The following is a 25812-nucleotide window of genomic DNA, read 5'->3' on the forward strand; positions in this document are numbered from 1 at the left end:
ACATAAAAATCTTATCATTTTTTGTATTTACTTTCAATTTGTTTTTACATATTTTTCTTTATATCGATTAAATTTATAAATAAAATTAGCACTACTTTGGTTGTGTAGTGCTAATTTCATTAATATTTCTAACTATTCAAATTAAATAGTATATCTGTACCAATTTTAGGTTCTATTTGACTACTAACATTGGTCATACCAGCATCTGTCACTTCTCCAATTAATTCAATAGATTTTTCTAAAGTGGTGTCGTAATTTGTTATATGTTTTTCTGGAGGATAGCTCTCTTCTATTATCTTATCAAATACCACATTCCCCAAATTCAAATCTTCAAAAGTTAGTGTTTCTCCACCTTTGAACTGAATTTCTTCTATAGCGTAATCTCCACCATTAAAGTAACCTAGTACTGTTATTGAATCAGTTGTACCCTTAACTTCAATTAATAGATCACTATTCACTTTTGATATAGCAATGTCTGAATAATTAACATCACTAATCAATAACTTATCTGTACCAGTATCAGCACCTGTTGAGCTAGATATTACATCCACTCCACAATTTATACCAAATACGTAAGTATCATCTCCTGCGCCACCTTCTAGTACATCATCCCCTGCTTCTCCATATAATTTGTCATTACCATCTCCACCATATAAGGCGTCATTACCATCACCACCATATAAAGTGTCATTTCCTGCATTTCCTTTTAGCTCGTCTATACCTTCAAATCCATAGATTACATTATTTTGACTATCTCCTTCTATAGTGTCTTTTTCTTTCGTTCCGTTAATATCGAGACTACTTAGAATTTGATTATCTAAAATTGAGTTATCTGCAAATTGTATGACTTCTACTTTATTCGTATTAACATAATAATCAGCAATAGTTAACTTATCTGCATCATTTCCAAATGTTATTTCAAGATTTGAAAGAATCCTCTTATATGATATGTCAGCTTTATTAATACTTTCACCAAACTTGATGGTATCAGTATTACCTTCTATTTCATCGTAGTCAGTTATTGTATCCTTGCCATATCCTTTATCAAAAACATAAGTGTCACTTCCTGATGAATCACTTAAGTTGTCATCTCCGCCATCACCACTTAAAGTATCGTTGCCGTTACCTCCATCTAAACCGTCATTTCCTTCTCCACCATATAAGAAATCATTGTCATCTCCACCATATAAGAAGTCTTCATCTTCGCCACCATATAAATAGTCATTTCCTTCTTCTCCATATAGTTGGTCTACTCCACTTTCTCCGTATATATAGTCATTGCCAGTTTGTCCATTCAGGAAATCTCCATCACTTCCACCATATATTTCATCATCATTTGCTCCACCATTTACGGTATCTGCACCTTCAAGAGCTTTTATAATATTTTTATTGCTATCACCATCTAAAGTATCATCATTAATTGTTCCATAAAAAGTAACATTACTAATAAAGTCAGTTATTTCAGAACCATCTTCAAATATGATTCTTTCTATTCTATTATTTCCATTAGTTGAGTAATGTTGTGATACTGTAATACGGTCTTCAGAACCCTTGATTCTAATTTCTAGGGTAGTATTGGTTCTTACAAGTTCAATATCATCCTTTGTAATTCCATCTACAAAACTAATAGTATCAATATTTCCACGGGTAGCATCATAATCCGTTATAGTGTCTTGACCAAATCCTTTTCTGAATACATAAGTATCATTTCCAGTTCCACCATATAAAGAATCATTACCCTCTTCACCATTTAGTTCATCTTTACCGTCGCCGCCATTTATCTTATCGTCTCCTGCTCCACCATATAAGATGTCATCTCCACCATTTCCGAATAAATTATCTGCACCAATATCACCAAGTATTATATCTCCGTTGCTAGTTCCAGGCTTTCCAATTATCGTCGGTCTACTTTCTATCTGAGCAGCGATTTCTTTTTCACCCCATACAGTTCCATCTTTAAATTTCATAGCATTTATTTTATAGCTATCACTTAAATAATAATTCTTTATATTAAGTCTGTCATTTGTACCTAATATTATTATTTGGAGGTCATTTCCGATTCTCGTAAATGATAATTTATCTTTGCTTATGCGGTCACCAAATTCGATTGTATCAATATCACTAGCAGCATCACTGTAATTGTTTATTGTATCAGTACCTGAACCTATTTCAAATTGATATATATCATTTCCGTTGCCACCAGTTAAGGTATCATTGCCAACTTGGCCATTTAGAATATCATCGCCTTCTTCACCATTTAGTACATCACTTCCAGTACCGCCGTACAATGTATCCTTACCACCAGCAGCGTTAATGGTATCATCTCCTCCGAGACCATAGATAACATCTCCACCTTCAAGTGCCATTACTGTATCCTTGCAATCTCCAGCTTCTAAAACATCATCTCCACTGGTTCCATATAAAGCTAAGGTATCATATTTATCACTGCTTATTACTGTATCATTATCAAGAACAAACTTCTCAATCTTATTGTTTTCATTTTTGAAATAATCCTTAATTACTAATTTATCACTTGTTCCAAGAATAGTAACTTCTAAATTATTATCTACACGACTAAACTCCAAGTTTTGGCTTGTAATACCAGCTCCAAACTTAACCACATCTATATTACCAATAGTCTTGTCGTCTTCTATTATCGTATCTTTACCAGAACCAATTTGGAATATATATGTATCATTTCCTACTCCACCATAAAGAGTATCATTTCCTGCACCACCATCGATAATGTCATTTCCACCTTCTCCATAAACAGTGTCATCTTCAGCTAGCGCCATTATGATATCTGATACATCTCCACCTTTTACAATATCTGGTCCATCTGTTCCATATAGTATTATCGAATCAGGTTTTTCACTACCAATTACTGTTCCATCAAAAAGTTCAAATTTTTCAATCCTATAACCATCATTTTTGTAATATCCAACTATAGTAAGTTTATCATTTTGACCTTCTATCGTTATCTCTAAATCATAATCACTTCTATTGAAAATTATATCTTCTTCTTTTATACCTTCACCAAATCTTAAGGTATCTATGTTTCCTTCCTCAGTATCAAAGTCATTTATTATATCTTCACCGTAACCCAAACCAAATACATAAGTATCATTTCCAACTCCGCCGTAAAGATTGTCATCACCAGCACCACCATCTAAAGTATCAATTCCTTCATCACCATAAAGGTTATCAATTCCATCTCCACCATAGATAGAGTCATTTCCAGCATTACCATGTAAATTATCCTTGCCTTGATTACCATAAATAGAATCATTGCCACCAAGTCCTATGTATGTTTCATTAATGCTATCACCTTGGAAAGTGTCATCTCCTTCAGTTCCATATATCGATAAGTTGTCATTGATCGTTAGTATTTTATCATCAAAGAATTTAATACTTTCAATTTTATAGCCTTCTAAGAAGTAATTTTTTATAGTTAACTTATCTGTAGTTCCAGTTATAGTAATAACTAAATCCTTGTTAACTCTTGAAACTACTATATTTTCTTCAGTTATTCCTTGTCCAAGCTTGATTGTATCAGAATTGTTAGCATTTAAATCATAGTCTGTTATTATATCCTGTCCTGATCCTATTGTGAAGATATACGTATCACTTCCGATATCACCATCTAAGGTATCATTACCTTCTCCACCATCTAGTGTATCATCATCTGATTGTCCATATAATTCATCATTATCAACTCCACCATATAAAGTGTCGTTACCTTCTCCGCCATACAATTTATCTATTCCACCATTTCCATATAGCTGATCTTTTCCAGCCAAGCCAAGAATAGTCTCTGGAGATGATTCACCTTTTATAATATCGTCATTCTCAGTTCCATTAATATCTAATTTATTTATAGCTTCTGAATCAAATATAACTCCATTAGCTAATTCAATCTTTTCAATTCCATTGTTTGCTAAGAAATTATTTTTCACTGTAATTTTGTCAGTTGTTCCGTCTATGGTTATAACTAAATCATTTAAGATTCTCTTTATTATAAGTTTATCTTCAGTTATGCCTTCTAATAACTTAATAGTATCTATATTATTTGATGATGTATCATAGTTATTAATAGTATCTACTCCTGAACCTAAAGAGAATACATATGTGTCGCTACCTGCACCACCGTTTAAAGTATCATTACCTTCTTCACCATATAATACATCATTTCCGTCTCCAGCAATTATAGTATCATTACCTAAGCCAGCAAATATCGTGTCATTACCCCCGTAAGAATTTATACTATCACTTCCTGCTAGAGCTTTAATTACTTCACTTTCATCAGTAGTATTTATTTCATCTACTATCTCTGTTCCATATATATCCAATGTCTTTATTTTTTCATTGTCATATAATTCTCCGTTAGCAAATTTTATATTTTCAATTTTATAGCTATCACTAAAATAGTAATTCGTAATAATTAATTTATCTTCCGTACCTTTAATTGAAAGCTCCAGATTATTTAATACTCTCTTTAATTCTAAATTCTCAACTGATATTCCTTCAGATAAAATTATTGTATCTATGTTATCTTCAGACGCATCAATATCTAAAATAGTATCCTTACCATAACCAATACCAAATATATATGTATCATTTCCTAATCCACCATTTAACGAATCAACACCTAGTCCACCATCTAATCGATCATTTCCTTCTAAACCATTCAATGTGTCATTGCCGTCTTCTCCATATAATTCATCATTACCTTTGCCAGCATTAATAGTGTCAATGCCATTTCCACCATAAATTGTATCTTCTCCATCAAAGGAATTTATCTGATCATCTCCACCATAGCCAAAAATATCCTCTTTGTTATCAGTAGCATTTATTATATCTGCATTCTCAGTTCCATATATAGGTAACTCTCTCAATATACTATTATCTATAGTCTGTCCATTTGCAAATTCGATTTTTTCAACTTTATTTGCATCATTAACATAATAATTTTTAATTATAAACTTATCATCAGTTCCTTCTATAGATATTTGTAAATTATTATTTAGATCTCTTATATATTTTATATTTTTGTCAGTTATTCCTTCGCCTAGTTTTACTGTGTCTATATTATTAACAGTATCATCAATATCGGTAATTGTATCTATTCCAGAACCTATGTTAAATATGTAAGTATCATCCCCTACTCCACCTAAGAGAATATCATTACCTGCTCCACCATCTATAGTATCATTTCCTTGTTGTCCATAAATTGTGTCAACACCATCTTCACCATAGATAATATCAGCATCTTCACCGCCTTCGAAGGTATCATCTCCTAATCCACCTTTTAATGTATCTACTCCAGCTTCACCAAAGATATTATCATTACCGCTACCACCATCAAGTTCATCGTTGCCTGCTCCACCATAAATAAAGTCATTACCTTCATCTCCAAAAACTTGGTCTTTTCCATTGCCAGATTTTATGACGTCATCACCTTCTCGACCATTGATATAGTCGTCACCACCCATTGAATTTATTGTATCTGCACCTTCAAGGGCATCTATAACTTCACCAACATCATCTGTATTTATAACATCAATACCTTCTGTTCCAAATATCGGTAACTTATCTAATTCAGCGTTATCTAATACTGAACCATCAGCAAACTCTATACGCTCTATTTTAACATTAGGCAGGAACTGATTTACAATTTTCACTTGATCAGTGGTATTTTTAATTGTTATCACCAAATCTCTATTCACTCTTCTTAATGAGATATTTTCAGCAGTAATACCTGTTTCAAACTTCAAGATATCTATATTTCCAACTGTATTACCTTTATCATTTATTGTATCTACACCTGAACCTGATCTAAAGATATAGATATCCTCACCTTCTCCACCACTAAGAGTGTCATTGTCTTCTCCGCCATCTAGCGTATCATTTCCAATACCACCATATAAATCATCGACACCACTATTACCATAAATCAAGTCATTTCCTTCTTGACCTTTAATATTATCATTTCCTTCGTCTCCGTAAACAACATCATCACCTGCACCAGCATCAATAACATCATTTCCAGAACCACCATTGATCTTATCTGTTCCACCAAAAGAGTTTATTATATCTGCACCTTCTAATGCTTTTATTACCTCATCAACATTATCACTATTGATCTCATCACCATCAATTGTTCCATATATAATAAGTTTGCTTAGTATTTCATTATCTAGAACAGAACCATCTGCAAATTCTATCTTCTCAATTTTACTTTCTGGTAAGAAATAATTTCTTATAAATACTCTATCTTCAATACCATCTATAGTAATTATAAGATTTCTATTCTCTCTTCTAAAATCTAAACTACTTTGACTGATACCTTCTTCAAATTTTAAAGTATCAATGTTACCACTAGTTGCATCACATTCATTTATAATATCTTTTCCTGATCCTATCCTAAAGATATAGGTGTCATTACCTTCTCCTCCATCTAGATAATCATCACCTTCTTCGCCATCTATGATATCGTTATTATTTCCACCATAAATGTTATCATTACCTTTTCCACCATATATAGTGTCCTCTCCCGCTTGTCCGTATATAGTGTCGTTTCCTCCAAAGCCAAATATGCTTTCTTTGTTAGGGCTACCAATTAATGTTTCACCATCTTCAGTTCCATAAAGTGGAAGATTCCTTAAAGTTTCATTATCTAAACTAGTACCGTCAGCAAACTCTATTCTATCAACCTTATAAAAATCACTTATAAAATAATCTTTAATCGTTACTGTATCGCCACTAGCTACTATCAGTATTTCTAAATCATTATTATTTACTCTCGTTGCTTTTACGTCTTTTAACGTTATTCCATCTTTAAGTTTAATAATATCTGTATAAGCTGAAGTTTCGTCATAATTATTGATGGTATCTTTACCAGAGCCTATTCCAAATACATATACATCATTTCCAGCATTACCATCTAACGTATCATTTCCTAATCCACCGTCTAAATTATCATTACCATTTCCACCCAAAAGATTATCAACACCAGTTCCGCCTTGAATGGTATCATTTCCTTCTTCTCCATAAAGAGAGTCATTTCCATTCCCTCCATCTAAAGAGTCATTTCCATTTCCTCCAAATAGACTATCAATTCCATCTCCACCTAAAATTTCGTCATTTCCATCTTGTCCATATAAAGTATCAGTTCCCTCCTCTCCATCAACATGATCATCTCCAGCACCAGCATATATAGGTTCATCACCATTTCCACCATAAATATAATCAACTTTATCAGTTCCGACCAAAGCTGGCAGATGATTAGGACTTATCCATGAATCTCCGAAGTTGTTTTCAGTATATCCACGTCCAAAAATTCTATTTGCTGTAGCTATTTTATAAACTTCCTCATTTAGAGGTTTAAGTTCTTCTAGAACACTTCTTATCCCTTGTTGCCCTTCTGGATCTGATGCATAACAAGCAAGTAGATCACTCAATAAAAACCCTAAATTATTGTCCTTTATCTTGCTAATACATAACTGTTTAAAATTATCAAAGTTAAACTCCATTTTCATGGTTGCTTCATTAAAATTGCATTCTATAGAAGTAACATACTCTTTCAAATAACTCTGTGCAGCTAAATTTCTAAATATATAGTCTTTTATTATCACAAGACATCTTCTAAGAGGAATTGCAGCTTCTTCTACTACAATAGGATCTTTACTACCTATATACTTACGGCCAACAAACTTTTCAACAACTGCTAAATCTCTGGCATCCATATGACCTCTCCACCAATCGATATTACCAGTTCCTGTCCAACTGTATAGAATTTTATCTAGTAATTCTTGCTTATTAAACTCCTTATTGGAAGTAAATTCAACAACTAAATTTCTTAATTCTTCATTTGTCATCATGCTTTTTCTCAATCCATAGACATTTCCTGTAGTACTTATCTCTGGAAGTAAACGAACTATAGAATTTACCTTATCATCAACACCTGGTAATTCTTGATAGTCAATAGTATCAGATAAATCTACATTAAAGAAAAATTGAGACATATCCATTTTTTCGCCATCAGCATTTTCATAATTTCCGATTTTTTGTTTAATTACTCCTGGATTACTGTCATCAATTATTTCTTTATTCAAATTTAAAGCTTCAATGCCTAATTGAGCTAATGTATATAATTCACCTTTATCAGTAATACCATCAGAATTTTTATCAATCCACATTTTTAGTGTTTTAAAAGCAGCATCCTTATCATCTAGTACGTAGTCATTGTTTACATCTAAATCTCTTAAAGCTTCATATCCATTATGAGAAAACTTCCCATTTGACATAACTACTCGGTCACCAAAAACCTCAGACCCATTGTCTATTTTGCCGTTTCCATTTAAGTCTCTTGCTAATACTCCATCAGCATTATTAACCCATTGAATTTTTTCTGCAAATCCGTTGTTATCAAGGTCAAAATTAACTCCATCTTTTAATGGACTAATCTCTATACCATTACCATCTAAATCTACTATAACAGGGTCATAAGTTGATTTTACTGATATAGCCCTTGCAAATTCATCTTCCAATTCTTTTCTAAATTGTTTAATTCCTTCTATAACTGTGCCATCCCCAAATTGCAATTTTTCTATTTCATAATAATGATTTGGATTAAAGAAATGAGAAACAGTAACTGAATCATTACTTTCTTTTCCCTCAGAATTTTTTATAGTTATTTTAAGATCATCACCAACTTTACTAAAGATAAGATCTTGTCTTGCTAAACCTTTTATAAATTTTATAGTATCTACATTATTCGGAGTATCATCGTAATCTTCTATTACATCAGTTCCATAACCTACACCAAATATGTAAGTATCATTTCCCTTTCCACCATTCATTTTGTCATTTCCAGCAAGGGGATCTATAAAATTCTCACCATTTTGATTGTTTGGAACAATATTATCATCACCTGGCGTTCCAATTGCAACAGTTTTATCTCCGATATCTTCTCCTTGATCTGCATTATTAGAATAATAGGCTTCTTGAATTATTCTCCCCCTATTCCAAGTAATTCCATCAGCAAATTCAATTTTTTCTATCTCATAGCGACTCTCTAAAAAGAAATTTACTACTTTTATTTCGTCAGTACTATTTCCTAGCTTTATTACAAGATCATTACCGCTTTTGCTAACTTTAATGTTTTCTTCTGTAATCCCTGCTCCAAACTTTATAGTGTCCACATTATCAGCTGTTGGATCATTATCTGTTATACGATCTTTTCCATCGCCTAAATTATAAATATAAGTATCATTTCCTCTTCCACCATAAAGCGAGTCATTTCCCTTTTTACCATCTAAAATATCATCATTAATTGAGCCAGTTAGATTATCGTTAGAATCATTACCAACTTTGTACATATCTTTCCTCTCCTTTATTCCCTTATTTTAAACCGTATAATACAATATTTTCTCTTGGATATCTGAAAACATCATATTGTTGAAATATAAATTTAAATATACTCCGCTCTTTTATAAAAAAGCACTGTAGAATTATTACAGTGCTTTTTCAGTTTATACTTGCTTCAAAGTTCTAAAAGAACACTCTTCACTTAATCATTTAATGCAAATATATTATTGTTGTGATATTAAAATCAAATCAGAATTTACTTCTGCACTTGAACTTGTCAATGAACTGTTAGCTGCTCCTGAATCTTGAAGTTCACCTATAACTTCTATAGATTTCTCTATTGTTGCTGCATAATTATTTATATCTACTTCTGTATCTACAATGCTTCCTTTTATATAAGTTACAACATTTCCATCAGTAGTTCCATTAATATTAATTTCTCCAAGTACACCTATAGTTCCATTGGCAAATTCAATTTGTTCTACTTTATATCCTGGATCACTGTAATAACCAACTACTGTTAGTATATCTTTTGTATTTCCAATAGATATTTGTAGATTTTCCCCATCCTTAATGAATTTTAAATCGGACTGTACTATACCTTCTCCTAGCTTAACAGTATCAACAGCTTTTCCAGTGTCATCAAATTCAAAGATAAAATCTTCGCCATAACCTTTCTTGAATATGTAGGTATCACTTCCTTCTGCACCATTTAAGTTATCAGTTCCAATACCTCCATCTAAAATATCATTTCCCTCTGCAGAATATATGTTGTCAGCACCGTCTAAAGCTATAATTACGTCATTTCCACCATAACTATAGATTTCATCATCTACCGCAGATCCAGTTAGAATGTCATTTCCATTAGAACCACTTAAATATTCTTGACCTGAAACATGTATTGGTTGATTTGAAATAATAGTCTCATCCCAAACAATTCCATTAGAGAATTCTATTTTTTCTATTTTGTTATTTAAGCTTATCTCATATTCATTTTCAAAGTAATTTTTTATAATTACCTTATCACTTGAACCCTTGATTGTAACTTCAAGATTATTTTCAATTCTCACAAATTCAATATCTTCTGGAAGTATCTTTGAACCAAATCTAATAGTATCTATATTCCCATCTGTCCCATCATTATCTTCAATAGTCTTTATCCCTGAATTTAATTCAAATAGATAAACATCATTACCTTTGCCACCGCTAAAGTAATCATTTCCTAGTTGTCCATTGAAAATATCTGCTTTATCTGTTCCATTTAATGAGTCATTACCATCTGTACCAAGTATATAGATTACTTGACTTGCTATAGTAGTTGCATCCCAAATTGCACCATCTGCAAATTCTATTTTTTCTATTGTATTGCTTATGTTTACATCATAATCTGCTATAAAGTAATTTTTTATTATTACCTTATCATTTGAACCTTTTATCACAATTTCTAGGTTATTCCCAGCACGTCCAAATAAAATATTTTCCTTTGCTATTCCTTTACCAAATCTAATGGTATCTATATTTCCAACGGTCTCATCACTATCTTCAATAATCTTTACTCCTGAATTTGATTCAAATAAATAAACATCATTTCCATTATTTCCAATGAAGGTATCATTACCTAAGTATCCATTGAAGATATCTGCTTTATCTGTTCCGCTTAATGAGTCATTACCATCTGTACCAAGTATGTAAATCACTTGACTTGCTATAATTGTAGAATCCCAAACAACTCCGCCTTCGAATTCTATTTTTTCTATTGCACTACTTATGTTTATGTCATAATCTACTACAAAGTAATTTTTAACTATTACTTTATCACTTGTTCCTTTTATTACAATCTCAAGATTATTACCAGCACGTCCAAATATGATGTTTTCTTGAGTTATTCCTTCACCAAATTTAATTGTATCTATGTTTCCAACTGTAACATCGGTATCTTCGATAATTTTTATTCCTGTTCCTTTGTTAAAGATGTATGTATCATTTCCTTTGTTACCAACAAAGATATCATTTCCTAATAATCCATCAAAAATATCGTCTTTATCTGTACCTGTCAATGTATCATCTTTATCTGTACCTAATGTATAAATTAATTGTTTTGCAATAACATCAATATCCCAAGTTATTCCGCCAAAGAATTCTATTTTTTCGATTCTATTAGTTATATTAACATTGTAGTCTACATCAAAATAATTTTTGATTATAACCTTATCATTTGAACCTTTTATTATAATTTCTAGGTTGCTTCCAACATGTACAAATAAGATATTTCCTGGAAGTATCCCTTCACCAAATTTAATTGTATCTATGTTTCCAACTGTAATGTCTATATCTTCGATAATTTTTATTCCTGTTCCTTTGTTAAAGATGTATGTATCATTTCCTTTGTTACCAATAAAGATATCATTTCCTAATAATCCATCAAAAATATCGTCTTTATCTGTACCTGTTAATGTATCATCTTTATCTGTACCTAATGTATAAATTAATTGTTTTGCAATAACATCAATATCCCAAGTTATTCCACCAAAAAATTCTATTTTTTCGATTCTATTAGTTATATTTACGTCATAATCAATTACAAAGTAATTCTTAATAATGATCTTGTCAGTTGAACCTTTAATAACTATCTCTAAGTTATTGTCAACACGTACAAATATAACATTTCCAGGTAGAACCCCTTCTCCAAATCTAATTGTATCTATGTTACCTACTGTGATATCAATATCTTCGATAATTTTTATTCCTGTTCCTAAGTTAAAGATATATGTATCATTTCCTTTGTTACCAATAAAGGTATCATTTCCTAAAAGTCCATCGAAAATATCATCTTTAACTGTACCTGTTAGAGTATCATTGCCATTTGTACCTATTGTATATATTACTTGGCTTGCTATTATTGTTTCATCCCAAATTACTCCACCATGGAATATAATTTTTTCTATTTTATTAGTAATATTTATATCTAAATCTATATCAAAGTAATTTTTAATAATCACCTTGTCAGCTGAACCTTTTATTGTTATTTCTAAGTTATTGTCAACACGCACAAATATAATATTTCCTGGAAGTATCCCTTCACCAAATTTAATTGTATCTATGTTTCCAACTGTAATGTCTATATCTTCGATAATTTTTATTCCTGTTCCTTTGTTAAAGATGTATGTATCATTTCCTTTGTTACCAATAAAGATATCATTTCCTAATAATCCATCAAAAATATCGTCTTTATCTGTACCTGTTAATGTATCATCTTTATCTGTACCTAATGTATAAATTAATTGTTTTGCAATAACATCAATATCCCAAGTTATTCCACCAAAGAATTCTATTTTTTCGATTCTATTAGTTATATTTACGTCATAATCAATTACAAAGTAATTCTTAATAATGATCTTGTCAGTTGAACCTTTAATAACTATCTCTAAGTTATTATCAACACGTACAAATATAATATTTCCAGGTAGAACCCCTTCTCCAAATCTAATTGTATCTATGTTACCTACTGTGATATCAATATCTTCGATAATTTTTATTCCTGTTCCTAAATTAAAGATATATGTATCATTTCCTTTTCCACCAACAAAAATATCTTTTCCTAAATGTCCATCGAAAATATCAACACCTATTGTACCAATAAGCTTATCATCATTATCTGAACCTATTAAATGAACTATTTGACTTTGGATTATATCTATATCCCAAACAATTCCACCAACAAATTCTATTCTTTCAATTATATTTGTTATCTTCACATTAAAGTCAATGTCAAAATAATTCTTTATAATTATCTTATCACTTGAACCAATTATTGTTATCTCTAAATTATTGTCAACACGTACAAACACTATATTTTCTGGTTTTATTCCTGTTCCAAATTTAATTGTATCTATATTTCCTATTGTTACATCTATATCTTCAATAATTTTTATTCCTGTTCCTAAGTTAAAAATATATGTGTCATTACCTTTTCCACCGATTAAGATATCATTTCCTAAATGTCCATCAATAATATCATCTTTGCCTGTTCCATGTATTTCATCATTTCCGTCTGTTCCTATTGTATATACTACTTGCTTTGATATAAAATCTTGTTTCCATACAGTTCCATTTGCAAATGTTATTCTTTCTATGATATTAACTATATTTATATCAATATTGGTATCAAAGTAATTTTTAATAATAACTTTATCATCTGTACCTTTTATAATTATCTCCAAATTATTTCCAACATGCACAAAGACAATATTTTCTGGCGATATTCCTTCACCAAATTGAATTGTATCTATATTTCCTTCTGTAATATCTATATCTTCAATTATTTTTATTCCTGTATTTAAATTAATTACATAAATATCATTACCTTTATCACCTATGAAAGTATCATTACCAGTTAATCCATCGAAGCGATCAATTTTATCTGTACCTATTAAAGTGTCGTTACCATCTGTACCTGTAATAACATTGATGACGTCACCGCCACCGTTTACTATTACTTCAATTTGTCCTCCATCTAATGCAGTTCCATCATCAAATATTATTTTTTCTACCTGGCAAGCTGAATCTACAAAATAATCCATTATTATTAATATATCTTCAGTTCCTTTTACCTCTATCCCCAAATCATTGCCATATCTCTTGAGCATTACATCCTTAGCTAATATTCCATCTGTAATCTTAACTGTATCTATATCTTTACCTGAACTATCAAACTCAGAAATAAAATCCATTCCATCGCCTTTTTTAAATATATATGTATCGCTACCTTCATCTCCAGCTAACAAATCGGAACCAGTGCCACCATATAAGATGTCATTACCATCGCCTCCGATTAATTGATCATCTCCACCGTAGCCATATATAGTATCATCTCCGCCAAATCCAAATATAATATCGTCTTGGTCTGAGCCATATATAATGTTGTCTCCTTCCATTCCATGGATTTCACCTTGACCTCTGATAACTACTGGTTGTTTATTTATTCTTTCATCATTCCATATGGTTCCATCAGCAAATTTAATAATTTCAATATGATTTTCTATTCCAATATAGTAGTTTTCTACAATAACTTTCCCAGAGCTTTCCTTAATGCTTATTTCTAAGTTATCACCAACTCTAGTGAAAACAATATTCTTTGGATCTATACCTACTCCAAACTCAATTGTATCCACATTTCCTCCTGTTATATCATTGTCTTTAATTGTTTTAATTCCTGTATTTAGGTTATATATATATATATCATTTCCTTTACCGCCAATAAAGGTATCATTTCCTAATAATCCGTCAAAAATATCAACTTTATCTATACCATTTAAAATGTCATCATCACTAGTACCTATCGTATATACTCTTTGACTTACAATAATAGTACTATCCCAAACAACACCATTTGCAAACTCTATTTTTTCAAATCTAGTATTTACGTTTATATCAAAGTTTACATCAAAGTAATCTTTAATTATTATCTTATCGCTTGAACCCTTAATAGTGATTTCTAAATTCTTATCTACACGCACAAATAAAATATTTTCTGGAAGTATTCCATCACCAAATTTGATTGTATCCATATTTCCTACTGTTGTATCAAAATCATCAATAGTAAGTACTCCATATCCCTTGTTGAATATATATGTATCATTACCTGTTGATCCAGTTACGTAGTCATTTCCACCTTTTCCGTCAATAATATCATTTCCTGAATAAGCATATATGATATCATCTCCTGTTGATCCAGTTATAATATCTACACCTTCAGTTCCATCTAACTTTCCAGAACCTAATATGTATACTGGACGAGCATTGATATCATCTTTATTCCAAATAACTCCACCAAAGAAATCAATCTCTTCTATTCTAAGGCTTAGATCTTTATAATAATCTACAATTACTATTTTATCGGTAGTTCCTTTTATAGTTATTATTAGATTTAAACCTTCTTTATTAAATACTACATCATCAGGATTTATTCCCTTTCCAAACCTAATTTTATCTATATTCCCAATTGTTTCAGCAGTTTCTTCTATTATTAATTCGCCATAACCTTTATTAAATATATAAATATCGCTACCAGTTCCACCTTTTGACAAGTCTCCACCACCTCTACCATCGATGATGTCATTTCCGCCTCTTGCTTCAATATCATCTTTTCCAGTTGATCCTTCTATCCACTCATTGACATCAGTTCCTACAATTTTTCCTGCACCTGATATATACATAGGTTGAGACTCAATGGTTTTTTGATCCCATACAGTACCATCTGCAAACTTTATTTGCTCTATTTTGTACCAATCATAACTCAAATAATAGTTTTTTATTGTGATTGAGTCTGTAGTATTAGCTATTGCTATATTTAAGTCATAGCCTATTCTCGAGAAATGAAGATCAGATCCGACAATATTTTCACCAAAAGTAATGGTATCAATATTACCGTTGGTCTTATCCATATCAGTTATCCTATCTTGTCCATCCCCAAGATTAAATAGATATTCATCATTACCTGTAAATCCCAATATACTATCATTGCCCTTTCCACCTTCAAACCTATCATTTCCTGTTGTGCCAGTTAATCGATTGGTGTTATTTGTATCTTTGATATCGCTCATCTTTACCCCTCACTTTTAATTTATATTTGATTATAATTCAAGTATCTACTTACATTTTACCACCGCATGTATTGACTTACAAATAATACTTCATATTAATTAACATGTAATTTGGAACTTTTTTTTAAATAAAAAGAACTTTTTGTAAACAACATGACATATAATTGATTCATTTTTAGACATAAAAATACAAAAGCACTAATTCACTAATTGTCCAGTGCTTTTGTATTCGTTTATTATATTCTCTAACTCTATAACCTCAAATAAACTTACTTTCTCTCTAAAAAACAATTTCATTATCATCTGTATATAATTATGATCGTATAAGATTATTATTTTCATCTTCATCTTCTGATAGTTGATCAACATTTATAACAGTATTAGTATTAGATGTACTACTATTATTGCCTTGGATAAGGAAGAAAAGCAAAATTATTAATATTGGATTGCTAAAGAGCCCATCATTTGATGTAGATCCAAATCCCTCATAGACGTATACTTCTTCTCTTCGTCTACGCCTTTTAGGAACAATTATTTCATCACAGCAAGGATTGCAGTTATTCCCACAGTTATTTTTGAAACAACTGAAAAGAATAAATAAAATAATTATCGTCGACCAATCACTTCCTTTATTGTTACAGTTATCCTGGGGCTTATGACAATTATTATTTGAGGTATTTGAAAACATATTTAGAAAATTTCCAAGATCCATAATTATTCCTCTACTTTATTACTAATGCATAGTATCTTCTATATTAGAACTTCTTCCAATCTTTAAACCATTTCTACTTCATAGAAATATAACTATGCACTAGTATATTATGAAGGTTACAAATTATTTGCTACATTTTAGATTGATTCCTATGATTTTCTATATTTTTTTTATCTTTTATACAATAAGAATATCTTGGTGCCTTATCTTCTACTTCACATAAAAAATTTTTAAATAATGTTATAAGCATAAGTTTCCTATTATATACAAGAGATTTTCTACACTTTATAGCCAAAATCTATTCCCTCCTAAAATTAATCGTAATATTAATATATTTTTATTAATATTTTCTGTGAAACAATCTAAAATATTGTATATACTATTCTTAGTACTAATTGTTCTTTATTATAGTTTTTATTTTACATATACTGGAGGTGACAATTATTAGTTTTTCTCTAAAAGTATTTCTTAACTATATAATTTATTTCAATGTGCTTATTTCTATACTAATTATCATTCGTGAAAAGAAACAACCTGAAAAAACCTTATCTTGGGCTTTATTTTTAATGGCAATACCAATTGTTGGACTATTTTTTTATATATTCTTTGGTCGCAACTGGAAGATACATAAACTACGAGATGATAATAATTATGAATTAACTAGATTAATTGAACCCATAATACACAAATATAAATTTCAAGAATATGAACCATTAATCCAATTAACAGCTCAAAACAGTGATTCACCAATATTCGTAAATAATCTAGTGACCATTTTACAAAATGGCGAAAAAAAGTTTGAAACCCTAAAAAAAGAATTAAAAAAAGCTAAACACCATATTCATTTAGAATATTATATAGTTCGCTCAGATACTATAGGAACAGAAATTAAAAATATACTAGTTGCTAAGGCAAACTCCGGAGTAAAAGTAAGATTTATCATGGATAGATTTGGGGCTATAACTTGTAAAAAATCCTTTATTGAAGAAATGAAAAATAACGGTATTGAAATTGTTTATTATGACTATTTCCTTGCCCCATTATTTCGACATATAAATACACAGATAAACTACCGTAATCACAGAAAAATAGTAGTAATTGATGGTATTGTTGGCTTTATCGGTGGTATTAATATCGCTGACGAATATCTTGGCAAAGGAAAACTTGGCTTCTGGCGAGATACTCATCTAATGATAAAAGGCTCCTTTGTTTTAGGTTTGCAATCAGTTTTCTTAGACGACTATTTAACCATACAAAGAGCGAATAAATACTATGTATTTTATGACTTCGATTTTGAAAAATATTTTCCAATTCCAACATCGAAAGGTAACGTTCCTATGCAATTAATCCAAAGCGGTCCAGAATCTGAATATCCATCTATACTGCACAGCATAATAAAAATGATAACCTTAGCCAAAGACCATATATATATTACTACTCCTTATTTTGTACCAAACGAAAGCCTCATGGATGTACTAAAAATTGCAGCATTAGGTGGCATAAATATCAAAATAATGTTTCCTCACACCCCTGATCATGCTTTAGTTCATACTGCCTCAGAAACTTATTTGTATGAATTAGTAAACTGTGGTGTAGAAGTATATTATTATAATCCAAAAGGATTTCTCCATTCCAAATCCATAACAGTTGATGGTGAATTATGTACAGTTGGAACTGCTAATATGGATATCCGTAGCTTTTTTCTAAATTATGAAATAAATGCACTAATTTATGATAAAAATATTTCAACGATATTGGAAAAAGATTTTTTAGATGATTTAAGGTACTGTAAACGAATTACTTCAGACTACTATGAAAATATGTCGAACTTAAAAAAACTTAAACAAGCATTTGCAAGAATTTTTTCATCATTATTATAAAGTTAATGTAGAAAGTTTTCTGTCTCCAAGTTATCCATAACAAGTTACTCAAGTTATTTCCTAAAATAAAAAGCCATTGATAAAAAATTTATCAATGGCTTTTAAATTACTACACTTCCAACTTAGTACTATCAAATTTAATAGCATTTAAAAAATATTCTAATAACTTATCTGTAGCTTTATCGAAATCATAAGTTCTTTCGGAATCTTTATCGAGATTTATTATCTCATAAATAGAAACTGAAATAACAGCACCAAAAAATACATGAGCAAGAAAGTATGGGTCGTTATCTTCTATTATACCTCTATCTATTCCTTCTTTTAAAATTCCAGAAATATACTTCAAGTAATCATCTAAAAGTCTTCTAAGTTCATTTTGCCTTTCAGATACTCCCCATAATTGACTAATAAGAACTTTAAAGAAATCCTTGCTATTGTAGAAATGCTCCACATTTACCTTAATCAACATACGTATTTTACTGATGGTATCTTCAGCTGCGGCTAATTCTTGATCAATTCCCTCTTTAAAACTCTTCATCTCTTGCATTATCATATAGTTAAAAAGCTCTTCTTTGCTTTTAAAATGATAATATAAAGTTCCCTTCGCAACCTTTCCTTCTAGCGCTACCTCATCCATTGTAGCTCCTTCAAAGCCTTTTATAGAAAAAGTTTTTATAGCTGCTTCCAAAATTGTTTTTTTTGTTTTTCCCATATATTCCTCCTGTTCCGACCAGCCAATATAACTAATAATAACATTATACCATTTGTGATAGGTCTATTACAGGATATTAAAGTATTTTTATCTAATATTAATTTCTCTTAGCTTTTGTAGTGCTTTTTTATTATCTTCAACCATAGTAGATATAACACTTTTAGTTTTTTTATCTAGTTCCAGATTAATCTCTAGAAACTTATTTCCCATATTATAACCTGTATCAACATTTTTTATTGCCTCTTTCAAAATAGCCTCTTTATTATTAAGTAATAAATAATCTTTAATATCATCAAAAAAGCCTACTATTTCTCCAATAACTCCAGAATTCTTTACTGGCTTTCCTCCTAGCTCCTTAATTATATTCTCTAAAATTGCTTGGTGATTTTTGTACATTTCAAGTATTTCAGTTAATGTCATTGACAGTTCATCAATTCCATTATTTTCACTCTGCTTTTTCAAAGCAGCTATAGCATCTATTCCCATATGTGTACCTTTTAAAAACTTGTTAATATCCTTTATACTATCTCTAGTCATGGTAGCTGTCACAATATCATCTCCTAAATAAATTAATAATTCTAGTATTGATATTATTCCAATAAATATACAATTTTTTTATTTCGTATATTAAATTTTTAAAAATTATTACATAATCTCAACATTATTCATATCCTATTATATAGAAATCTTTCAGGAGAAAAACATGATTAACTTAGCTAACTATGAATTTCTTTCATTAATTCTATTTCCTAATAGACCTGATACTGATAGTGAACTTGCTACTACATTGAAATTTGCATTTATTTATATTAAAGAACTTTTAGATTTTGATTTAACAATCCAAGGTTTCCTCCCTTTTAAATTAATTGTAGAAAAGGAAATTCATTGTATACTTTCTAAAACTCAGAAAATTATACTTCGTGAATGCAATAGCGAAAATAGTTTATTAAGCCCAACTGATCAAATACTTTTTTTACTTATTCAATTTGATATGACTATTCTATTCTTTGTTCTTGCACAATTTGACAGTGTTCAAAATGCTTGCCTAGAAAAGCAAATTTTTTCTTTAATGTCAATGTTGCAAGCTAGACTATATAATAGCTTAGACCAATATATTTTAGATTATGGAGATGAAAGTGAATAATAGTATACGTACAAAAACCTCAACACCATGTATTGAGGTTTTTCATTACTCTATTAATTATCCCTATATAAATCCTATGCTCTTATTTTTAGCTTTAAAGAGTTTAGATAGCTAATGAATTTAAATCCTCTATGAACCCTTGTCCAACTACTTCTTTTACGTCAGCAATTGTCATAAATGCATCTTTATCTACCGCCTTTACTAATTCTCTAAGCAATACAACTTCTTTCTTTGATACAACCACAAAAAGCATTTGCTTTTCTTTTTTAGTATACATTCCTCTAGCATTAATTCCTGTAGCACCTCTTGGTATTTTAACCATTATCTCGTCAGCAATTATATCCACTTTATCAGAAATTATAAAAGCAGCCTTTGCATAATGCATACCCTCTAGTATTTGAGCTATAAACCTTGAAGTTAAGACAACGCAAATTATGGCGTACATAGCTTTCTGAGGTCCAAAAACAAAAAAACCAAATAGAATTATCGATGAATCAATAGTTAATATCAACTTAGAAATAGGAAAATTTTTATGTTTATGTTTAATTATCAACGCAAGGGTATCTGTCCCTCCAGTTGTAGCATTAGCCCTTAAAATTAAACCAACACCTGTTCCTATAAATGCTGCTGCAAACACTGACGACAAAAGTAAATCTTGATATCCTAGGAATGGGTTAGGTATAAATTCAGTTACCCATAAAAAAAACGTTATACATATAACTCCAATAATAGACTTTTTCGCCTGTCCAAATCCCTTTTGGAGAATAAGTATTGTAAATAGTGGAATATTACATACAAGAGTTGTTTGCCATACAGGAATTCTCACTCCTAAAATATTACTACTAAATGAATCAATAATAATCGCTAAACCAGATAATCCTCCAGTAACCATTGAAACTGGGACTAAAAACCAATTTATCCCTAGGGCTACAATTACTGTCCCAATAATGATATACATGTACTCACTCTTTTTCATTCTAAATCTCTCCATATTAACCTTTTCTCCTATAAATTGTTAACTTCATTTGAATATTAGCCCCAAAAATATATTATATTCTATTCTTCACAACAAGAAAAGCCATAATTATTATATTAACTACAATGAAAATTAAATCACTTCTTGATACAATTCTCACAAAACTTTTTGCTTTTTTTCTTTTGTGGCCTCTATCTTCTATTGAGCATATGTAATATAATCAGTATATTGTTTTAATATATATAACAATATACTTAATTGTAATTTGTTCAATTTTAAATACAAAAATCAACAATTATCTTTAGTTTTATATTTAATTCAAATGCCTTGTAATCAGATATAAGAAAGGAAGAAAAATGATAAACTTTAAAGATTTTAATTTAAATGAGTCAATGTTAAAATCACTAAAATTAATGAACTTTGATGTACCTACAGAAGTACAAGAAAAGGTCATTCCTTTAGCCCTGAGTGGTGATGATATAATAGTAAAAGCTCAAACAGGCAGCGGAAAAACTGCAGCTTTTGCTATTCCAATTATTGAAAACTTAATTGCTAATGAAAATGCCGTTCAAGCCTTAGTTCTTACTCCAACAAGAGAGCTAGCAGTTCAAGTTCAAGAGACTTTCTCTACTCTTGGAGTTTACAAGAAGATAAAAACTGTAGCTGTATATGGTAAACAACCTATGAGCATTCAAAAAAATCAATTATCTCAAAGAGTCCATATTGTAGTTGGAACCCCTGGCAGAACCCTAGACCATATTGAAAAAGGTAATCTAGATATTAGTTCTGTTAAGTATTTAATAATTGATGAAGCTGATGAAATGCTGAATATGGGATTTATAGATGAAGTTGAAAATATCATAAAAAAAGTGCCAAAGCTAAGACAAACATTAATGTTTTCAGCAACCTTATCTTATGAAATAAAAGAACTTATAAATAAATATATGTTTTCACCAAAACTTATTGAACTTACACCTGAGACTCTTACTGTAGCAAAGATAAATCAAAAGTATTACGAAATAGATGAAAATTTGAAATATAACCTACTAGAGGATTTAATTAAGACTGAGGATATCACAAAAGCTATTCTATTTTGCAGAACAAAAAAGAATGTTGCTTATTTAGCTTCTCGAATGAGAGTTTCTTCTTATTCGGTAACAGAAATTCACGGTGATATGCTTCAGAATGATAGACTTTCTGCGTTAAAAGCTTTTAAAGAAGATAAGTTTCAGTTTATTGTGGCGACGGATGTTGCTGCTAGGGGCATTGATGTTAATAACGTCAGTCATGTATTTAACTACGATATTCCCCTTGAACTAGAAGCCTATGTACATAGAATCGGCAGAACTGGAAGAGCTGGTTCATCTGGTGAGGCCATTACCTTTGTAACTAGGTATGAAGATAAATTTCTTAAGGCTATAGAAGAATTTATAAATATGAAAATCCCTCAAGGAATACACCCTTCAAAAGAAGAGGTTCTTAATGCTCCAAAAAAAGAATTCAAGCCTTCCGTAGCTAAAATAAATAATAAATCTTCAGATATAATAAAAATTCACATAAACGGTGGAAAAAAGAAAAAGATCCGCCGTGGTGATATTGTAGCTTCTCTTATCCATAGTGGTGGAGTACCAGCAGATGATATTGGAGTTATTGATATTTTTGATACCTACAGCTATGTAGATATATTAAACGGTTCTGGTAAAAAGCTTCTTTCTATGCATCCTGAAATCAATTTAAAAGGAAAGTCTATAAAAATACAAAGAGCTAAAAAATAACCTTAATAAATATTTTATTATGAAAAATCCCTTATATCGCAGAACTCGATATAAGGGATTTTAATTTATTTATCAAAATAATCGTTCAATATTATCTTTTCACCAATATCATAGCTTTTCAATAGGTGCTCTTTTTCTTCCTGGCTATCAGGTTCTCCAAATATCTTGTTACCCTTTGTAATTGTTGCATTCCTCTTTGTATTAACAAGTATTCTTCCCATTACTTTACCTCTGTAGCTCTCATCATTTACCCCAAGAAGATACGATATTGTAGGCATTATATCCACCTGTCCACCATATACATCAAAGGTTTGCCCAGTAATACCTTTTGAATAAATAATTAGAGGAATTCTCTGGTCATATTCCCTCCACCAATCTCCTTCTAAATTTAAATTTTGTATGCTTTCATTATAATATTTATGAACACCAGCATGATCCCCATAAATCACTACTACTGAATTATCCATCAATCCAAGGGTTTCTAATTTATCTAAGAAATTAGCTATTTGCTTATCTGTATAATGAAGACTTTGGAAATAACCACCAAGATAATTTTCATCAATTTCATTTGGAAGTGATAACTCTCTATATTCATCTGCTATATCAAAAGGTCCATGGCTAGATAAGGTTGGAAGTATTGCATAAAAAGGCTCCTGTAACTTTGAAATTTTATCTGCAAATTGACTTAAAAAACTCCTATCAGATAGACCAAACCCTACATATTCATCCATGTTATATTCATGTTTATCCCACTTCTCTTGAAATTTTAATCCTGCATTATGTGCTTCTGACCAATTCCAATCATCTGAATTTTCAGCATGTGTAGATACGGTATAATATCCTTCTTTTTGTAATACTAACGGTAATGAATTATATTTTACCTGTGGCTCATTTATAAAAGTTATCCCTTTTCCTAAAGGAAATACAGAAGTATTTACCATCATATCACAATCTATACTATTTCCACCATTGTTCTGCTGGATTATATTATCAAAGTAATAGGATTTTTTAATGAGTCTATTAAGATTAGGTGTTATCTCCTGACCATAAACTTCTTTTCCTATTACGAAATTTTCAAAAGACTCGATTTGAAGAAATATTAGATTTTTTCCTTTTAAGGTTCCTTTATATTTATTATCTGGAAGCTTTTCATCATTATCTGCTAACCACTCATCAACTTCCTCTATTTCTCCTTGACTTTTGGTCCTATTTACTTTTTTTAATGTATCCACAATTTCAAAACCATGATATCCTATTGGTGTTAAATTTCTCAAAGTAGTACTAGGACTCCAATCATTTTTAAACATATTGTGTCCATTATTAGTTAAGTCACTAACTTCAATATTATTAGCGCCTATCAAAATGATAACAATAGAAATTACTGTTATCGAAATATATTTTACAAAGCTTCTATTGTGATTCTTTTGTTTAATCTCTACGTTCTTTACTTTTCTATAAATCATAAATGCTATAATTAAAATTAAATCTATTATTAATATAAAATCAAACCATCTAGGATTTATTAAAGATCTTTGAAAAGGATTAAACAGATCTTTGAAATATAAGTACTCAATGCCCCAAAAGTTTCCACTAGCTCTATAACACCAAAGATCGCTGATTAATAATATGCTATATAATACATTGACTACAATGCAATATTTTTTTTGTTTTTTGCCCTTAAATAGAAAACTTGGGGCGATTATTAATGCTATAAAAGCTAAATGTACAGCAAACATTGCTCCAAAATTTTCTTCGTAATAAGTAAATACGAAACCAAAAAAAATATTATCCTTTAGAAAAATTGATATTATAGTAACTATAGGAAATACCTGTAGTATATTGTCAATCATAATGATTTTTCTCAATTTAAACTTTTCACTAGATTTTAGACTATTCCACAACCTCATTTTTTTCTCCCCACTTCTTTTCCTCACTTTACCACATACTAACTTTTTAAGTATATACCCTTAAAAAAATTATTTCAATTGTATATTGATATAAGTTATCCATTAATTTTTTCTTGCCAAAATAAAAGAACTATCTTAATAGATAGCTCAATTTATATATAACTATTAGTTTTTTATTATAGATTTCTTCAAAAAGCCTAGCTTTCTTTTTAAGACTCGCATAATCTTTATCTATCAGTGACGCATCCAGTATGATTACTATATTATCCTCTGTAACCTCACAATCCAAAAGTTCTAATCTTTTATTTTCACTTTTCCCTAAAGCATCTGCGATTCTAAGTATTGATACTACCTTTAAAATTGCCTCCTGTTCCTTTTTTTCTAAAGTCCACATCTCTTCTGATATCGTCTTTCTATGACTTTCAACAGCAATACCTATAAGTTTCTTTATTCTTGGCGGTATAATCATCAGCTCTGGACTAGTGAGTATCATTTCCCTAGAATACTTAGGATGCTCTTTTTTATCTAAACATTTGCCTATATCATGAAGTGCTGCACTAGAAAATAAAATAAATTCTTGTTCTTTTGTAAATTCTAAAAGTTCTTGAAGTTCTTCTATTATACGTCTTGAAAACTCCTTGACCCTCATCATATGGTTGTAATTTACTAAAGAACTATTATTTCTAGAAAAAGTCAAAATCTCATGAATATTCTCAAATCTCAACTCATCACCGC

At 30.2% G+C, this 25812-nt stretch carries 12 protein-coding genes; 3 read left to right on the plus strand and 9 right to left on the minus strand.

Going from position 1 to position 25812, the window contains the following annotated elements:
- Positions 1–128: 128 nt before the first annotated feature.
- The 4 genes from CLOCEL_RS14290 to CLOCEL_RS23280 all read right to left on the minus strand — a co-directional run bounded on the left by CLOCEL_RS14290 (position 129) and on the right by CLOCEL_RS23280 (position 16978).
- The gene (locus CLOCEL_RS14290; protein ID WP_010074645.1) at positions 129–9380 is read right to left on the minus strand and encodes a calcium-binding protein; all 9252 of its coding nucleotides are present in this window, start codon (positions 9378–9380) and stop codon (positions 129–131) included.
- Positions 9381–9593: 213 nt separating this feature from the next.
- Positions 9594–15971 carry a calcium-binding protein gene (locus CLOCEL_RS14295; RefSeq protein WP_013291803.1) on the minus strand — a complete coding sequence of 2126 codons (6378 nt, stop codon included), beginning with the start codon at positions 15969–15971 and terminating at the stop codon, positions 9594–9596.
- A gap of 313 nt (positions 15972–16284) precedes the next feature.
- Positions 16285–16683, minus strand: a complete 399-nt coding sequence (locus CLOCEL_RS14300; RefSeq protein ID WP_010075638.1) for a hypothetical protein — start codon at positions 16681–16683, stop codon at positions 16285–16287.
- A gap of 130 nt (positions 16684–16813) precedes the next feature.
- On the minus strand, positions 16814–16978 hold the full coding sequence (locus tag CLOCEL_RS23280; RefSeq protein WP_010075639.1) for a hypothetical protein: 165 nt from the start codon (positions 16976–16978) through the stop codon (positions 16814–16816).
- Between the two features lie 139 nt (positions 16979–17117).
- Between CLOCEL_RS23280 and cls the strand changes: the two genes are divergently transcribed.
- Positions 17118–18563 (plus strand): cardiolipin synthase, encoded by a 1446-nt coding sequence (gene cls, locus CLOCEL_RS14305; RefSeq protein WP_013291804.1) that lies wholly within the window; start codon positions 17118–17120, stop codon positions 18561–18563.
- Positions 18564–18672: 109 nt separating this feature from the next.
- Here cls and CLOCEL_RS14310 read toward each other — a convergent pair whose 3' ends face one another.
- Together CLOCEL_RS14310 and CLOCEL_RS14315 are read right to left on the minus strand one after the other, a co-directional pair.
- Positions 18673–19275: a TetR/AcrR family transcriptional regulator gene (locus tag CLOCEL_RS14310; protein ID WP_010075641.1), complete on the minus strand. Its 603-nt coding sequence runs from the start codon at positions 19273–19275 to the stop codon at positions 18673–18675.
- Between the two features lie 87 nt (positions 19276–19362).
- On the minus strand, positions 19363–19824 hold the full coding sequence (locus tag CLOCEL_RS14315) for a DUF2383 domain-containing protein (RefSeq protein WP_010075642.1): 462 nt from the start codon (positions 19822–19824) through the stop codon (positions 19363–19365).
- Positions 19825–19978: 154 nt separating this feature from the next.
- Between CLOCEL_RS14315 and CLOCEL_RS14320 the strand changes: the two genes are divergently transcribed.
- Positions 19979–20419: a hypothetical protein gene (locus CLOCEL_RS14320; protein WP_010075643.1), complete on the plus strand. Its 441-nt coding sequence runs from the start codon at positions 19979–19981 to the stop codon at positions 20417–20419.
- Positions 20420–20522: 103 nt separating this feature from the next.
- Here the strand turns inward: CLOCEL_RS14320 and CLOCEL_RS14325 are convergent, their stop codons facing one another.
- Positions 20523–21410: a YitT family protein gene (locus CLOCEL_RS14325; RefSeq protein WP_010075644.1), complete on the minus strand. Its 888-nt coding sequence runs from the start codon at positions 21408–21410 to the stop codon at positions 20523–20525.
- 341 nt (positions 21411–21751) lie between these two features.
- Between CLOCEL_RS14325 and CLOCEL_RS14330 the strand changes: the two genes are divergently transcribed.
- The gene (locus tag CLOCEL_RS14330) at positions 21752–23170 is read left to right on the plus strand and encodes a DEAD/DEAH box helicase (protein WP_010075645.1); all 1419 of its coding nucleotides are present in this window, start codon (positions 21752–21754) and stop codon (positions 23168–23170) included.
- A gap of 65 nt (positions 23171–23235) precedes the next feature.
- Here CLOCEL_RS14330 and CLOCEL_RS14335 read toward each other — a convergent pair whose 3' ends face one another.
- Positions 23236–25077 carry an LTA synthase family protein gene (locus tag CLOCEL_RS14335; RefSeq protein ID WP_010075646.1) on the minus strand — a complete coding sequence of 614 codons (1842 nt, stop codon included), beginning with the start codon at positions 25075–25077 and terminating at the stop codon, positions 23236–23238.
- A 130-nt stretch (positions 25078–25207) separates the two neighbouring features.
- The gene (locus CLOCEL_RS14340; RefSeq protein ID WP_010075647.1) at positions 25208–25801 is read right to left on the minus strand and encodes an HD domain-containing protein; all 594 of its coding nucleotides are present in this window, start codon (positions 25799–25801) and stop codon (positions 25208–25210) included.
- Positions 25802–25812: the final 11 nt, after the last annotated feature.

This window comes from Clostridium cellulovorans 743B (genome assembly GCF_000145275.1).
Lineage (GTDB): Bacteria > Bacillota > Clostridia > Clostridiales > Clostridiaceae > Clostridium_K > Clostridium_K cellulovorans.